A 14245-nucleotide genomic window follows, 5' to 3' on the forward strand; every position below is an offset into this window, starting at 1 on the left:
GGGCGCTCTGGCCACTTCATCGGATATGACAGTTTTTCGCTCCAGTTATCTCATAAAATTCGCCAACCTGTGCCTGTTGGTTCTCTTCCCACTGGCGTGGTTTGCGCCTTTGATGCGGGCAGGCCTTTTGCCGCTGTTTGGAACGCATGAAATCTCGGTCGTGTCCGGCCTGCAAAGCCTCTGGGAAACAGATGTCTATCTGGCGCTGTTAGTGACCGTCCTCGCCATTTTCGCCCCATATCTAAAAACCATTGGAATGGCGTTGGTGCACTTCGGTTTGCTCGACACCCGCGTCAAACCTGTCCTGATGTGGCTCGGAAAACTGGCCATGGCCGACGTTTTTCTGCTGGCGCTTTACGTGGTGATCGTCAAAGGCGTGGGCGTCGGGCGATTGGAAACCGCTTGGGGGCTCTATCTGTTTTCGGGCTGTGTGATCGCATCGGTTTTGATCGCGCTCGCCCCGCACAAAGACTGACTTTTCCGTTGCTGTGGCGGGTCGAATAAGGGACAAGGCGAGCATGGCAAAAGAACCTAATTTCATCTGTTCCGACTGCGGCGCGAGTTCCACAAAATGGTCTGGCCGTTGTGACGCCTGCGGTGCGTGGAACACGATCAGCGAACAAAAACCACTCGCCACCAGCCACGGGAGCAAGAGCCTCTCTGGTCGTCGTGGTCAAACCATTGCCCTCACCGATCTGGCCGCTCAAGAAGCCGAACCGCCCCGCACTGAGGCAGGCGTGGCAGAGCTAGACCGCGTGCTCGGCGGTGGCTTGGTTAAGGCATCGGCGATTTTGGTTGGCGGTGATCCGGGGATCGGCAAATCCACTCTGCTCCTTCAAGCCGCAGCACGTTTTGCCCGTAATGGCCTAAAGGTCGTCTACATCTCGGGCGAGGAATCTGCCGCTCAGGTCCAGATGCGCGCACGGCGATTGGGGCTAGAGAAAAGCCCCGTCAAACTCGCGTCAGAGACAAACCTGCGCGACATCCTCACCACACTTGAGGTCGAACAGCCCGATCTGGTGATCATCGACTCGATCCAAACCATGTGGGCCGATACCGTCGACAGCGCACCGGGGTCGGTCAGTCAGGTGCGGGCCTCGGCGCATGAAATTGTGACCTTCTCGAAAAAGAGCGGGATCGCGACGATCCTCGTGGGTCACGTCACAAAAGAAGGCGCTCTCGCCGGTCCACGAGTTGTCGAACATATGGTCGATACAGTGCTCTATTTCGAAGGCGAGCGCGGCCATCAGTTCCGTATTTTGCGGGCGGTCAAAAACCGGTTTGGTCCCGCGTCCGAGATTGGCGTGTTTGAAATGACGGGAAAAGGACTGGTTGAGGTGAAGAACCCCAGCGCCTTGTTCCTGTCCGAGCGTGGCAAACCTACCCCTGGGTCGGTTGTCTTCGCAGGCGTTGAGGGGTCGCGCCCAATGCTCTGCGAGATCCAAGCGCTCGTTGCGCCCTCGCCCACACCGCAACCCCGTCGGTCGGTCGTCGGCTGGGATGGGGGACGTTTGGGCATGATCCTCGCGGTTTTGGAATCGCGGTGCGGGATCGCTTTTGCGGGGCTCGATGTCTATCTGAATGTCGCGGGCGGGATGCGGATCACGGAACCAGCCGCCGATCTAGCCGTCGCTGCGGCCCTCATTTCAGCCCGAGAAGATGCCGCACTGCCGTCTGACTGTGTCATCTTTGGCGAGATTAGCCTCTCTGGTAGCATCAGACAGGTGGTTCAGGCCGAAAATCGGTTGAAAGAAGCGCAAAAACTTGGTTTCACGTCGGCAATTCTGCCGCACCTATCCAAAAGAGCAGCGGCACCAGCGATGGACCTGAAACAGATGCAGGACCTCGCTGGCTTCGTGAACGACATTTTCGGCCCGCGAGACGGGACGGTATAGGGGACAAAATGGACGGTTTCACCATTATCGACGGCGTTGTTGCCATCGTCATCGTAGTTTCGGCCCTTTTGGCCTATAGCCGTGGCATCGTCCGCGAAGCGCTGTCGATCCTCGGCTGGATTGCCGCTGCGATTGTCGCCTTCAACTTTGCCTCGCCCGCTGGTGTCTTTGTCGGCAACCTTCCGGTGATCGGTGGCCTGATCGATAGCAGCTGCGAACTGCAACTCATCGTCGGTTTTGCCGCCGTTTTTGCGATCGCTCTGGCGGTTTTCTCGATCTTCACGCCGCTCTTGTCGTCGCTGGTGCGGAACACCGCTTTGGACGCGTTTGATCAGGCGGGCGGGTTCCTCTTTGGCGTGGTCCGCGGGATCATCCTGATTGCTGTCGCGTTCTTTTTGTACAACACGATCCTTGCCTCGCAGGGCATGGCGATTGTGGATGACAGCCGTTCGGCCAAAATCTTTAACAACCTGACGGGTCAGATCGAAGATCAAGACCCCGAAGCAGCCTTGGGTTGGCTGACCAGCCACTACAACGACCTTCTCGGAACCTGCGAATAAATTATCGTCGCATAAAGTGTATGATAGTTTCGTGACACTGGCCCCCTGAACGCTTATCAGGGGGCGAACCCTTCCCATATCGGATTCGGAGCAAACACTCGTGTCCAGAACGATGCCCCTCGCCCACCCCTTTGACGATGACAAGCTAAAGGAGGAGTGCGGGATTTTCGGCGTTGTCGGCGTTGCCGATGCGGCCAACTTTGTCGCCCTTGGCCTCCACGCCCTACAACACCGCGGCCAAGAGGCTGGCGGGATCGTGGTGCACGATGCAGAGCACGGTTTTAACTCTGCACGTCGTATGGGCTATGTCCGCGATAACTTTACCAGCGCAGAACTGCTTCAGACGCTGCCAGGCAACATCGGTATCGGTCACGTCCGCTATTCGACCGCTGGCAACAAAGGTCAGACCGCGATCCGAGACGTTCAGCCGTTCTTTGGCGAATTCTCGATGGGCGGTGCTGCGATTGCGCACAACGGCAACCTGACCAACGCGGCAGCACTTCGCCGTGACCTGATTGATCGCGGTGCGATCTTCCAATCGTCGTCGGACTCAGAATGCATCATCCACCTGATGGCGCGTTCGATGGGCCGCAACATCCCTGACCGCATGGAAGAAGCACTTCGCAAAGCTGAAGGCGCGTTTTCGGTCGTCGCAATGACCCGCACCAAACTGATGGGCGTTCGTGACCCGCTGGGCGTGCGTCCGCTGGTCTTGGGCAAAATCGGCGATGGCTGGGCGCTGTCGTCTGAAACCTGTGCGCTCGACATCATCGGCGCCGAATTCGTCCGTGAAATCGAACCGGGTGAGATGGTTGTGATTTCGGCCAAAGACGGCGTGCAGAGCCACTTTCCCTTCCGTCGTCAAGAACCGCGCTTCTGTATCTTTGAACAGGTGTACTTCTCACGTCCTGACTCGATCCTCTCTGGTCGTTCGGTCTATGAGACCCGCCGCCAGATCGGCGTCGAACTCGCTCGCGAAGCACCTGTTGAGGCCGACCTCGTTTGCCCAGTGCCAGATTCGGGCACCCCTGCCGCGATTGGTTTCAGCCACGAAAGCGGCATTCCCTACGGCATGGGCATCATCCGCAACCAATACATGGGCCGCACCTTTATTGAGCCCACCGATGCGATCCGTAACATGGGTGTGCGTCTCAAACTAAACGTGAACCGCGCGCTGATCGCTGGCAAACGGATCATCCTTGTGGACGACTCTGTTGTTCGAGGCACCACGACCCGCAAGATCAAGGATATGCTCCTCGATGCTGGCGCGGCAGAGGTGCACTTCCGCATCGCTTCCCCGCCCACCGCCTGGCCGTGCTTCTACGGTGTGGACACCCCGCAGCGTGAAAAACTGATCGCGGCGACCATGACCGAAGACGAAATGCGTGACCACCTCGGTGTCGACAGTCTGCGGTTTATTTCGCTCGACGGTCTTTACCGCGCAGCAGGTCATGCAGAGGGTCGCAACAACGCCTGTCCGCAGTTCTGCGATGCATGTTTCTCGGGCGAATATCCGATCAAACCGACCGATATGATCGCCAAGGGATTCGAACTGAAGTCCTAACGCGACATCACCGTTCGGAAATCACCTTGCACGGTCGTGCAAGATTAGGGTCGCCCAATGTGGCGGCCCTTATTTCTTTTGCATATATCGAAATCGGGGAACTGGCAGTTCCCCGCTTATGCCTCCTATCCTTCCGTGCAAGGAGGGGTTTTTTTACTGATTTCCACATGCCACCTCGGTCCTACCACTCACGGGCAATGGACCGAAAATGACGAGCATGACCAACAACGTTGTCGCGCAGGCGGCAACGGTCGTCGATGTGCTGCCACTCGATCAAATGGCACTCATCGGCACAATTGTGAAACCAGACGGCACCCAAGCGATCCTGCGCAACGGGATCGGCTATGTCCGCCTTGTTTCGGTGGGCGACACGACGCTGTCGGGCCGCATTACTGCGATTGATGAAAAGTCCGTTATCCTCACCGGAATGGACGGGCAGCTTGTCTTGCAGATGATGAACTGACTCGACCAAATCGCCGCATCACAGCCCACTTGCACCAAACGCAACAAGGTGCGAAATGGAGCCTATGACGCAAGATACACGCCCCACCGCTCTGATCACCGGCGCTTCGCGCGGACTTGGCTCTGCCTTGGCCGAACAGCTTGCCGAAACGCACCACATTATCGCCGTGGGTAAGACCACGGGCGCACTTGAGGAACTGGATGATCGCATTCAGGCCAAAGGTGGTGAAGCGTCGCTTGCGCCGATGGACATCACGGTTGAGGCCGCGATGCAGCAGCTCTGTCGTTCGGTCTATGATCGCTGGGGCAAACTGGATCTTTGGATCCATTCCGCGATCTTCTCCCCGCCTTTGTCGCCTGCTCCGGACATGCCGGAAAAAGACTACGACAAGGCATTCCTGACAAACGTCAAAGCAACCCAGCGTTTGATCAGCTATGTGGCGCCTCTTTTGGGCACGACGGGCCGCGCAGTGTTCTTTGATGACCCACGCGCTGGCGAGGCATTCTTTGGCGCCTATGGCGCGTCCAAGGCCGCACAGATCGCAATGGCGCGCAGCTGGCAAACTGAAACCGCGAAAATCGGCCCGATGGTCAAGATTTTGACCCCGCGGCCGATGCCGACAGCCGTGCGCGCACGCTTCTTCCCTGGAGAAGACCGCGCGCCCCTGACCAACATCCGCGAAGAGGCCGCACGTCTCCTGCCAGAAATCCTATCGTAAAACAGGTCTGACAATGCTTGCCGCTTTGCCTTCAACTGCTTAGGAAGGTCAGCAAAAGAGGTGAGCATGCGCATTCTTATTACCAACGACGATGGGATCAACGCACCGGGCCTAAAGGTGCTCCACGCAATCGCGCAAGAGGTTGCTGGCCCCGATGGTGAGGTCTGGACCGTCGCGCCCGCCTTTGAACAGTCAGGCGTGGGTCACTGTATTAGCTACACGCACCCGACGATGATTGCCCAACTCGGTGACCGCCGTTTCGCCGCCGAAGGATCGCCTGCGGACTGTGTTCTGGCGGGGCTCTACGACGTTATGGCAGTCAATAAACCTGATCTCGTGCTCTCTGGTGTGAACCGTGGCAACAACGCGGGCGAAAACGTCATGTATTCGGGCACCATCGGCGCCACGATTGAGGCCTCGCTTCAGAGTGTCCCTGCCATCGCAATGTCGCAGTTCTTTGGCCCAGCCAATGCCGACCTCGACCAACCGTTCGAGGCCGCTGCCCAGCACGGTGCTGACGTTGTGCGGCGCTTGCTGAAAAACGGTCTCTGGGGTGATGAGGATTATCGCCTGTTCTACAACGTGAACTTCCCTCCCGTCGCCGCTGCCGACGTTCAAGGGATCAAGGTTGGCGCACAGGGCTTCCGCCGTGGCACCACCTTTACCGTCGAGCCGCATCAATCGCCTTCGGGCCGCAAGTTTCTTTGGGTCAAAGGGGGCGATCAACGGGTTCGCACCCTGCCCAACACGGACGTGACCCTGAACCTTGATGGCTACATCAGCGTGACGCCGATGCGCGCAGACCTCACCGATCACGCGACCCTCGCCCAGCTGCGGGATGCGCTAGAGTGACCTTTGACGCCGAAGCCAAGATGCAGTTCCTCTACGCCCTACGATCAAAGGGCGTGACGGATGCACGTGTGCTCACGGCGATGGAACGGGTCGACCGCGCAATGTTCGTCAAAGGCATCTTTGCTGACCGCGCCTACGAGGACATGCCCCTGCCGATTGCGTCGGGTCAAACGATCAGCCAACCGTCGGTCGTTGGCATCATGACGCAGGCGCTCAATGTCACCAACCGCGATAAGGTTTTAGAGGTCGGCACAGGCTCTGGGTATCAAGCCGCGATCCTCAGCCACCTCGCCCGCCGCGTCTATACCATCGACCGTTATCGTCGGCTTGTGACGGACGCGAAGGCGATTTTTGAACGGCTCGACCTGACGAATGTGATCCCTTTTGTAGGTGACGGTAGCTTTGGTTTGCCCGATCAGGCCCCGTTTGATCGCATTCTCGTGACCGCAGCCGCCGAAGACCCGCCCGGTCCGCTCTTGGCGCAATTGCGTGTTGGCGGTATTATGGTATTGCCAGTGGGGCAATCAGATGCGGTTCAGAGCCTGATCCGTGTCACCCGCACTGAGGACGGATTTGACTACGACGAATTACGCCCTGTCCGCTTTGTCCCTCTGGTAGAGGGGTTGGGCGACTGACCTAAACAGCTCTGATCAACAGAGCGAGAGAGACGAGGATCGAGTGATGATCAAGGCAAATTCCCTGCGCGCTGCGCTGTTCACAGGTGCCGCGCTGACGCTATTGGCAGGCTGTGCAGACACCTTTGAGAATTTCGATTTGGACTTGCGGGACTTGGGCGGCAACACGCTCGATACCACGAATGCCGCACGCAACCTGCCGCCGCGTCCAGAGCCCGATAATCGCGGTGTGATTTCGTACCCGAACTATCAGGTGGTCGTGGCAATTCGCGGCGATACTGTCACAACCGTTGCCCAACGTCTGGACATCAACGCGGCAGAGCTGGCACGCGCCAACGCGCTCAGCGTTGATACCTCGTTGAACCAAGGTGCTGTGCTGCTCTTGCCGAACCGCGTGGCTGAACCGTCGGCTGCCACTGGCGCCGTCATCTCTGGTCCAATCCAGCCGACCGAGGTTGATGTGACAACTCTTGCCGCCGCCGCAATTGACCGTGCTGGTCCGCAAGCCACCTCGACCGCGCCTGTCGCTGCCGCGCCTCAAACCGCAACCGTCATGGACGGCATTGAACCGCTGCGCCACACCGTGCGCCCGAACGAGACCGCCTACTCTATCGCACGTCTCTATAACCTGCCCGTGCGGACCTTGGCGGAATGGAACGGTCTAGGCTCTGATCTCTCGGTTCGTGAAGGTCAGTCGCTCTTGATCCCACAAAGCGGCGTGACCCTCATCACCGAGCCAGAAAGCGCACCAGGCGAAGGCACCCAGACGCCAGTTCCGCCGTCGGCTGCAACGCCGCTCCCGACCGAAACCACAACACCTGCAGCGACGGCCACCGTGGCCCCTGTGGCTGCGCCAGACCTCGGCACACCGGCGCCAGCAGCGAACCCGAATGCTCCGCTGATCTACCCAGTGCGCGGTAACATCGTGCGTGCCTATTCTGCTGGCAGCAATGAAGGCATCGACATCGCAGCGAGCGCGGGCGACGAAGTGGTCGCTGCTGCCGCTGGCACCGTGGCCGCCATCACCCGTGATACTAACGGTGTTGCGATTGTGGTGATCCGTCACGCGACCGATCTGTTGACCGTTTATACCAACCTCGACGGTTTGACTGTGGCTGAGGGCGCAAGCGTCCGTCAGGGCCAGAAAATCGGTGTGGTAAAAGCTACGAACCCTGCGGTCGTCCACTTTGAAGTGCGCCTGTCGGGGATGAAATCGGCCAACCCCGAAGATTACCTGCCCTAATCAGGTAGCAGCATCAGAATACAAAACGGGCGGGGAATTCCCCGCCCGTTTTCGTCAAAGTGTCACGCCCTTGCGCCCTGCGAGGTCCGTAAAATACTGCCACGCCACGCGGCCAGAACGGCTCCCTCGGGTCGCTTGCCATTCGATGGCTTCGGCCCAAAGCGTTTCTTCGTCGATCTCAACGCCATAAGACGCGCAATACCCGCGGATCATATTTAGGTAGTCGTCCTGCGAACACGGATGGAACCCGAGCCACAGACCAAACCGATCCGAGAGCGATACTTTCTCTTCGACCGCTTCCGCAGGGTTGATAGCCGTAGAGCGTTCGTTTTCGATCATATCGCGCGGCATAAGGTGGCGACGGTTCGACGTAGCATAGAGCACCACATTGTCGGGACGCCCCTCAATCCCGCCATCCAACACCGCCTTAAGCGATTTGTAATGCGCGTCATCATTGCTGAACGACAGGTCATCACAGAACAGAACAAAGCGCTCAGGACGACCACGTAGCAAGTTCAGGCACCGCGTGATCGACGGAAGGTCTTCGCGCTGGATCTCGATCAGTTTGAGGTCGGGATAGGTTTCCCCCAGCTTGCCATGTACGGCCTTAACCAGACTGGATTTCCCCATGCCCCGCGCACCCCACAAAAGGGCGTTGTTTGCGGGCATCCCACGGGCAAACTGTTCGGTGTTGGCCATCAACGTGTCACGCGATCTGTTCACCCCGACGAGGAGCGAGACATCAACCCGCGACACCTTGGTCACTGGTTCGAGCCGGTCGGGACTGGTGTGCCAAACGAACCCTTGTGCAGCGGCAAAGTCCGGAGCGGCTAAAGGCGCCGGAGCGATCCGCTCTAGCGCCTCTGCAATACGCGTTAAGGTCGCGTCATTCATGCCTTAGCCTCGTCGTCGGCCTCGTCCTCATCGTCCTCGAAATACAGACCTTCGGCCTTGAGACGTTCGATACGGGCCTTTTCAACGCGGGCAACCAATTGGATCGACACTTCATACAGGCCATAGACGACCGAGAAGAGGATGATCTGGCTTACCACGTCGGGCGGTGTCGCGATCGCAGCGAGGATGAGAATGCCGACCACCGCATATTTGCGAACCGATCGCAGACCGTCAGCCGAGACCAACCCCGCCTTGCCCATAAGGGTCAGCAAAACGGGCAACTGGAAACAGAGGCCAAAGGCGATGATGAACTTCATCGTCAGCGACAGATAGGACTGCGCCGAACCGAGGTAGTTGATACCAGCCGATGTTGCCTCAGTCCCAGCGGTCGCCCCTGCCTGTTGGAAGTTCAAGAAGAACGTGAAGGCCATCGGCGTGATAACGTAGAACGCAAAGGCAGCACCGAGGATGAACATGATCGGCGAGGCCAAAAGGAACGGCAGGAACGCGTTCTTTTCCGATTTATAGAGACCAGGTGCCACGAACCGCCACAGCTGGTAGCTGATCACGGGGAACGACAGGACCAAACCGCCGAGCATAGAGATCGAGACCGCGACAAAGAAGCCCTCTTGGAGGGCGATCATCACCAGACCACAATCCTGCTGACCGTTTTCCGCCAACGCATCACAGAGCGGCTGCGTCAGGAAATCGAAAATCGGGTTCCAAACGGTAAAGCAGATCACCATCGCCACAACGAAAGCGCCGAGCGATTTGATCAGTCGCGACCGCAGTTCTGTCAGGTGTTCGATCAACGGGGCAGAGGTATCTTCGATTTCGTCTGCGTTGCTCATTCTTTTGCCTCGGTCTTGGGGCTTGGGTCACGCAGCGCGGCCAAGTCTGCTTCGGCCTCGTCGAGAGCGGCCTCTGCGGCAGCTGCCTCGCGGGCTTTGCGCTCTTCGGCGGCCTTCGCCATGGCTGCATCCATCTTTTCCTTGGTCTCTGCCCGCTCAGGTGTGAGCGAAGAGGTATCCAAGGTCGATTTGATCGCATCCTTGCCGAACTGCGTCGGGTTCGACGCGGCCTTCAGGGTCTTGTTGATGTCCTTCATGCCCGACTGATCCGCCGCCTGATCCATCGCGCGGCTGAATTCGCGGGCCATCCCTTTGGCCTTACCTACGTATTGCCCGACGCTGCGGAACAATCCCGGTAATTCCTGCGGTCCAACCACAATCAGCGCGACGATGCCGATGAGGACCATCTCGCTCCAGCCCATGCCAAACATAACGGCGTTCCTTCGCGTTGATTAGGCTTTGTCTTTGTCAGACTCGGGGGTGACGTCTTTTGCAGCTTCAGCTTTTGCAGCTTCCAGCTCTTTTTCGCCTTCGCTGATGCCCTTTTTGAACGAGGTGATGCCTTTGCCCACTTCGCCCATGATGCCCGAGATTTTGCCGCGGCCAAACATGACCAGAACAACAACTGCAATCAGGATGAGGCCCATCGGGCCGATATTGTTGAGCATGATAGTCTCCCTATGTGCGGGACGGCCTCTGCCGCCCGAAAATTCTGTGATCCCGACTGTTGCCAGTTTCCCAAGCGGTGAAAAGCGCGAAATCGCTTTTGGCGCGAGGTTTCTCAAAAGTTTATCGAAGTTTGTGACAAAAACTTGTCAGTAGCGAATTCTGCTGCGACAAAGACGTATGAAACGAACGGATCGATTGCGGCAGTTGATACGGATTTTGCGGGACGGTGATGTGCACCGTGCCGTTGATATTGCTGAGAAAACGGGCGTCACAGTGCGCACGGTTTACCGCGACATGGAGACGTTGATGGCCTCTGGCGTGCCGATGGTTGGGTCTCGCGGAACGGGCTATCGGATCACCGCCCCGATCACTCTGCCCGCCATGAACCTCTCAATGGCAGAGCTTGAGGCGCTGCACCTCGGTCTTATGGCAGTCGCCCAATCTGGTGAGCCTGATCTGACCGAGGCTGCGCAGACACTGGCTGACAAACTCGACGCGGCCCTGCCCGAGGACGTGGATCATACGACAACGGATGGGCTTGCCATTTATCCCTTCACAGGGCGCACGCATGGCGTCGTTCACCTGCCCGCCCTTCGGCAAGCGATCCGTGCGCGGCAGAAACTACTAGTAACGCTCAACGGTCAGGATCGCACGGTGCGGCCTCTGCGGCTCGATTACTGGGGGCGGGTTTGGACCTGCACGGTGTGGTGCGAAACGATCCGTGGCTTTGATGATCTGCCGATAGAGGAGATCACCGCGCTACGCAAACTCCCGTCCCTCTTTGTCAACGAAGCTGGCAAAACGCTGGACGATTATAGGGCGGCGCGAACTATTTCTTAACGGGGTAAACGAAACAGCGATCACGCCGCATCATCAGCCAGAGCGCGGTTCCGGGTTTCGGCAGGAACACATTCGGCACCTGCGCCTTCAGCACGGACCCATCGAAATCCATTTTGAACTCAACGAGGCTCTCCGCTCCCATGAACCGTGAACGGGTCACGATACCCCGCGCAGGTGCGCCGTCGCCGACGGTCGGGTTTGGGCCGCGCCCATGCCGATCAAAGTCGATCCGAAGGTGCTGGGGTCGAATAACGATGTCCACATCGGTGCCATCAGGCTGCCCCGGAGCAAAGAATTGACCAAAGGCTGTTTCAACCAGCGCCCCTTGAACTTTGCCGTGGATCACATTGATATCACTGAAAAATGCGGCGGCAGATTTATCAACGGGGGCGTTATAAACGTTATAGGGCGCACCCTGCTGAACGATCTTACCACGGCGCATGAGCGCGATCTCATCCGCCATGCGCATGGCTTCGGCCGGCTCGTGCGTCACTAGCAAAACTGCCGCGCCTTCGTCCTTGAGCACCTCAAGCGTCTGATCGCGGATGCCGTCGCGCAGACGGTTATCGAGGCCCGAAAACGGTTCGTCCATCAACATGATCCGCGGCCGCGGCGCTAAGGCCCGCGCCAGTGCGACACGTTGCTGTTCCCCACCCGAAAGTTCGTGCGGGTAGCTGTCGATATGGCGAAGCATGTCGACCTTATCGAGCAGTTCCTCAACCCGACGGCGTTGGTCCTGTTTGTCCCCAATGAGGCCAAAGGCGACGTTGCCCGCGACGCTGAGGTGAGGGAACAGAGCGAAGTCCTGAAACATCAAACCGATGGAACGGCCTTCGGGTGGGACGCGGTAGACGGTGTCACAAACCAATTGGCCGTCGACATATATTTCACCGCTGTCCTGCATATCTACGCCCGCGATGATCCGCAGCGTCGTCGATTTCCCGCAGCCCGACGGCCCCAAAAGGCACGTCACCTGCCCCGGCATCACCGAGAGCGATACGTCATCCACAACCGGCAGTCCGTCGAACGAACGACGTATGTTGCGGATTTCAAGGCGGGGTGGGTTCGGCACGATGGTTCCTATTTCCGACAGCTTCAATCGGGTATAGGCCCGTCCTATCAACCTCGCCCGCCTTGGGCAAGTCCATGGATCACATGGTCATATTCGCCGCACCGCCGTCGAGCATGATATTCTGCCCCACGATAAAGCCCGCCTTGTCCGAACAAAGGAACGCACACATCGCCCCGAATTCGGTCGTCGTGCCATAGCGCTGCGCTGGTATCGTGGCCTCGCGTTTTGCCCGTGCATCGGCAATGCTGATCCCTTCGGCATTGGACACCCCAGTATCGAGCGAAAGCGCGCGATCCGTGTCATGCAAACCAGGCAGCATATTGTTAATCGTCACCCCATAAGGCGCGACCTGTCGCGATGTCCCAGCCACAAACCCCGTCAGCCCTGCTCGTGCAGAGTTCGACAATCCCAATTGCGGGATCGGCGCCTTAACCGACTGAGAGGTGATGTTCACCACGCGGCCCCAACCCTTTGCGATCATCGCAGGCATCAGTGCGGTCATCAGTGCAACGGGCGTCAGCATGTTCGCATCCAGCGCCTTGATGAAATCGTCGCGGTTCCAATCCGTCCACATCCCCGGAGGCGGGCCACCTGCATTGGTGACAAGGATATCAACACCTTGCGCCGCATCAATCACCTGTTTTTGGCCCTCAGGCGTGGTCACGTCGCAAGCAACTGTGTCTACCGACACGCCATATTTCGCACGAATTTCGGCAGCCGTCTGCTCGAGCGTCTCAGCGTTCCGCGCGTTGATCAGCAGATTCACCCCTGCTTCGGCCAAGGCCTCTGCACAGCCGCGCCCCAAACCTTTGGACGCGCCACAGACCAATGCTCGTTTACCAGATATCCCTAGATCCACGTTTCAATCTCCCTGATACGCATGGTGGGTTGCTTTATGTTTCCCATCCGTTGACGAATATATAGATTATTCACTAGTTACCCGTTTCAATAGCATCACGAGTTTTAAGGTTGGTTTATGTCTCATTTGAAAAACGCGCACACGTCCCAAACCTTGCCCGTTCATCGGAGCCGTGATTTTGTCGTGACCAATGGCGTTGCCGAAGGGGACCCGATCAGTTTTGCCGACGAACTGCTGATGGATGACATCTATCAGATCACTGAAACAGCGCAGCGTTTACCATTGTCGGTGGCGATGGACCCTGACACGGGCGCGCTGACTGTCGCGATGCAATCCGCAATCGGAACGGCGGGCAATGCGATCTACCTCGATTCCTGCCTGACGTTTATGATGTCCGACAGCACCACTTGCGAGGTCATCGTTCTGGTCGAAGTCGAAGATGGCGGCGTCGAAGAGGTCTACATCCTCCCTCTCGCCCCCATGCCCGCTCGCAAAGATTTCCGTCTCGTTGGCATTGATCGAGACGCAGCGCTGAGCCGTTTTGCAGAAATGGCCTGCGTGTCGTTCGCCCGCGGCACCCATATTACGCTGGCCTCTGGCGAGCAGCGCAAGATCGAAGACCTGAGGGTCGGCGACCGCGTCCTAACCCGCGATGATGGTGCGCAATCTGTGCGCTGGATTGGTCAAACGACGCTCCGCGCTGTGGGCGAATTTGCACCTGTCGTCATCCGCAAGGGCACGCTGCACAACGAAAATGATCTGATGTTGTCGCCCGATCACCGCGTCTTCATCTACCAGCGCGAGGATCATCTCGGCGCTGGCCGTGCCGAGGTCTTGGTGCGGGTTCGCCACCTGATCAACGGCGACACCGTGTACCAACAGGACGGTGGTTATGTAGATTACTTCCAAGTTCTCTTTGACGAACACCAAATCATCTATGCCGAAGGGATCGCTGCGGAATCCCTTCTCATCGACCCGCGCACCCGATCCGCCATTCCGGCAACGGTCGACGCGCAGCGTCACACCTATCGCCACCACCATGATTTCGAAGTGACTGAAACCTTGCTGCCATCTCAAAATGCGGCGGAGGTTTTGCGCAAGGCGTCGAGTAGCTGATAAAAATTCAATTT

17 protein-coding genes are annotated in these 14245 nt (G+C 58.2%); 11 read left to right on the top strand and 6 right to left on the bottom strand.

The genetic code is table 11. The features are described 5' to 3' along the window. Window positions 1-25: 25 nt before the first annotated feature. The 9 genes from AC07ED_RS08215 to AC07ED_RS08255 all read left to right on the top strand — a co-directional run bounded on the left by AC07ED_RS08215 (window position 26) and on the right by AC07ED_RS08255 (window position 7930). Window positions 26-475 (top strand): paraquat-inducible protein A, encoded by a 450-nt coding sequence (locus AC07ED_RS08215; RefSeq protein WP_105235360.1) that lies wholly within the window; start codon window positions 26-28, stop codon window positions 473-475. A 43-nt stretch (window positions 476-518) separates the two neighbouring features. Beyond that, the gene (gene radA, locus AC07ED_RS08220; protein WP_105235361.1) at window positions 519-1895 is read left to right on the top strand and encodes a DNA repair protein RadA; all 1377 of its coding nucleotides are present in this window, start codon (window positions 519-521) and stop codon (window positions 1893-1895) included. An 8-nt stretch (window positions 1896-1903) separates the two neighbouring features. After that, window positions 1904-2455 (top strand): CvpA family protein, encoded by a 552-nt coding sequence (locus AC07ED_RS08225; RefSeq protein ID WP_105235362.1) that lies wholly within the window; start codon window positions 1904-1906, stop codon window positions 2453-2455. A gap of 112 nt (window positions 2456-2567) precedes the next feature. Beyond that, window positions 2568-4019, top strand: coding sequence for an amidophosphoribosyltransferase (gene purF, locus AC07ED_RS08230; protein ID WP_105235363.1), 1452 nt, complete (start codon window positions 2568-2570; stop codon window positions 4017-4019). Between the two features lie 217 nt (window positions 4020-4236). Next, complete coding sequence (locus AC07ED_RS08235; protein ID WP_105235364.1) at window positions 4237-4482, top strand: hypothetical protein; 246 nt, start codon at window positions 4237-4239, stop codon at window positions 4480-4482. A 64-nt stretch (window positions 4483-4546) separates the two neighbouring features. Next, complete coding sequence (locus AC07ED_RS08240) at window positions 4547-5200, top strand: SDR family NAD(P)-dependent oxidoreductase (RefSeq protein ID WP_105235365.1); 654 nt, start codon at window positions 4547-4549, stop codon at window positions 5198-5200. Between the two features lie 66 nt (window positions 5201-5266). Next, window positions 5267-6052, top strand: a complete 786-nt coding sequence (surE, locus tag AC07ED_RS08245; RefSeq protein ID WP_105235366.1) for a 5'/3'-nucleotidase SurE — start codon at window positions 5267-5269, stop codon at window positions 6050-6052. Next, a complete protein-coding gene (locus AC07ED_RS08250) occupies window positions 6049-6687 on the top strand; it encodes a protein-L-isoaspartate(D-aspartate) O-methyltransferase (RefSeq protein WP_197498145.1) in 639 nt (212 codons plus the stop codon). Before surE ends, AC07ED_RS08250 begins: the two co-directional genes overlap by 4 nt. Window positions 6688-6733: 46 nt before the next feature. Continuing rightward, window positions 6734-7930, top strand: a complete 1197-nt coding sequence (locus AC07ED_RS08255; protein ID WP_105235367.1) for a peptidoglycan DD-metalloendopeptidase family protein — start codon at window positions 6734-6736, stop codon at window positions 7928-7930. Window positions 7931-7984: 54 nt separating this feature from the next. Here the strand turns inward: AC07ED_RS08255 and AC07ED_RS08260 are convergent, their stop codons facing one another. From AC07ED_RS08260 to AC07ED_RS08275, 4 genes are read right to left on the bottom strand one after another with little or no spacing between them, the layout of a single operon-like run. After that, window positions 7985-8824, bottom strand: coding sequence for an ATP-binding protein (locus AC07ED_RS08260; RefSeq protein WP_067549141.1), 840 nt, complete (start codon window positions 8822-8824; stop codon window positions 7985-7987). Next, window positions 8821-9675 (bottom strand): twin-arginine translocase subunit TatC, encoded by an 855-nt coding sequence (tatC, locus tag AC07ED_RS08265; RefSeq protein ID WP_105235368.1) that lies wholly within the window; start codon window positions 9673-9675, stop codon window positions 8821-8823. Before tatC ends, AC07ED_RS08260 begins: the two co-directional genes overlap by 4 nt. Then, on the bottom strand, window positions 9672-10106 hold the full coding sequence (tatB, locus tag AC07ED_RS08270) for a Sec-independent protein translocase protein TatB (protein WP_105235369.1): 435 nt from the start codon (window positions 10104-10106) through the stop codon (window positions 9672-9674). Before tatB ends, tatC begins: the two co-directional genes overlap by 4 nt. 21 nt (window positions 10107-10127) lie before the next feature. Beyond that, window positions 10128-10343, bottom strand: a complete 216-nt coding sequence (locus AC07ED_RS08275) for a twin-arginine translocase TatA/TatE family subunit (protein WP_105235370.1) — start codon at window positions 10341-10343, stop codon at window positions 10128-10130. A 178-nt stretch (window positions 10344-10521) separates the two neighbouring features. On the opposite strand from AC07ED_RS08275, the gene AC07ED_RS08280 reads away from it, so the two are divergent. Beyond that, window positions 10522-11184, top strand: a complete 663-nt coding sequence (locus tag AC07ED_RS08280) for a helix-turn-helix transcriptional regulator (protein WP_105235371.1) — start codon at window positions 10522-10524, stop codon at window positions 11182-11184. On the opposite strand, the gene AC07ED_RS08285 is transcribed toward AC07ED_RS08280, so the two are convergent. Beyond that, the gene (locus AC07ED_RS08285) at window positions 11174-12256 is read right to left on the bottom strand and encodes an ABC transporter ATP-binding protein (protein WP_105235372.1); all 1083 of its coding nucleotides are present in this window, start codon (window positions 12254-12256) and stop codon (window positions 11174-11176) included. The two genes, AC07ED_RS08280 and AC07ED_RS08285, sit on opposite strands and share 11 nt — an antisense overlap. Window positions 12257-12335: 79 nt before the next feature. Continuing rightward, window positions 12336-13115, bottom strand: a complete 780-nt coding sequence (locus tag AC07ED_RS08290; RefSeq protein WP_105235373.1) for an SDR family oxidoreductase — start codon at window positions 13113-13115, stop codon at window positions 12336-12338. 117 nt (window positions 13116-13232) lie between these two features. Between AC07ED_RS08290 and AC07ED_RS08295 the strand changes: the two genes are divergently transcribed. After that, entirely contained in the window at window positions 13233-14231 is a 999-nt protein-coding gene (locus tag AC07ED_RS08295) for a Hint domain-containing protein (RefSeq protein WP_105235374.1), read from the top strand. Window positions 14232-14245 lie beyond the last annotated feature (14 nt).

The sequence above is a fragment of the Aestuarium zhoushanense genome (genome assembly GCF_056431045.1).

Coding starts and splice junctions, on each gene's coding strand:
- AC07ED_RS08215 (WP_105235360.1), top strand. CDS start 26: ATGACAGTTTTTCGCTCCAGTTATCTCATAAAATTCGCCAACCTGTGC.
- radA (WP_105235361.1), top strand. CDS start 519: ATGGCAAAAGAACCTAATTTCATCTGTTCCGACTGCGGCGCGAGTTCC.
- AC07ED_RS08225 (WP_105235362.1), top strand. CDS start 1,904: ATGGACGGTTTCACCATTATCGACGGCGTTGTTGCCATCGTCATCGTA.
- purF (WP_105235363.1), top strand. CDS start 2,568: ATGCCCCTCGCCCACCCCTTTGACGATGACAAGCTAAAGGAGGAGTGC.
- AC07ED_RS08235 (WP_105235364.1), top strand. CDS start 4,237: ATGACCAACAACGTTGTCGCGCAGGCGGCAACGGTCGTCGATGTGCTG.
- AC07ED_RS08240 (WP_105235365.1), top strand. CDS start 4,547: ATGACGCAAGATACACGCCCCACCGCTCTGATCACCGGCGCTTCGCGC.
- surE (WP_105235366.1), top strand. CDS start 5,267: ATGCGCATTCTTATTACCAACGACGATGGGATCAACGCACCGGGCCTA.
- AC07ED_RS08255 (WP_105235367.1), top strand. CDS start 6,734: ATGATCAAGGCAAATTCCCTGCGCGCTGCGCTGTTCACAGGTGCCGCG.
- AC07ED_RS08260 (WP_067549141.1), bottom strand. CDS start 8,824: ATGAATGACGCGACCTTAACGCGTATTGCAGAGGCGCTAGAGCGGATC.
- tatC (WP_105235368.1), bottom strand. CDS start 9,675: ATGAGCAACGCAGACGAAATCGAAGATACCTCTGCCCCGTTGATCGAA.
- tatB (WP_105235369.1), bottom strand. CDS start 10,106: ATGTTTGGCATGGGCTGGAGCGAGATGGTCCTCATCGGCATCGTCGCG.
- AC07ED_RS08275 (WP_105235370.1), bottom strand. CDS start 10,343: ATGCTCAACAATATCGGCCCGATGGGCCTCATCCTGATTGCAGTTGTT.
- AC07ED_RS08280 (WP_105235371.1), top strand. CDS start 10,522: ATGAAACGAACGGATCGATTGCGGCAGTTGATACGGATTTTGCGGGAC.
- AC07ED_RS08295 (WP_105235374.1), top strand. CDS start 13,233: ATGTCTCATTTGAAAAACGCGCACACGTCCCAAACCTTGCCCGTTCAT.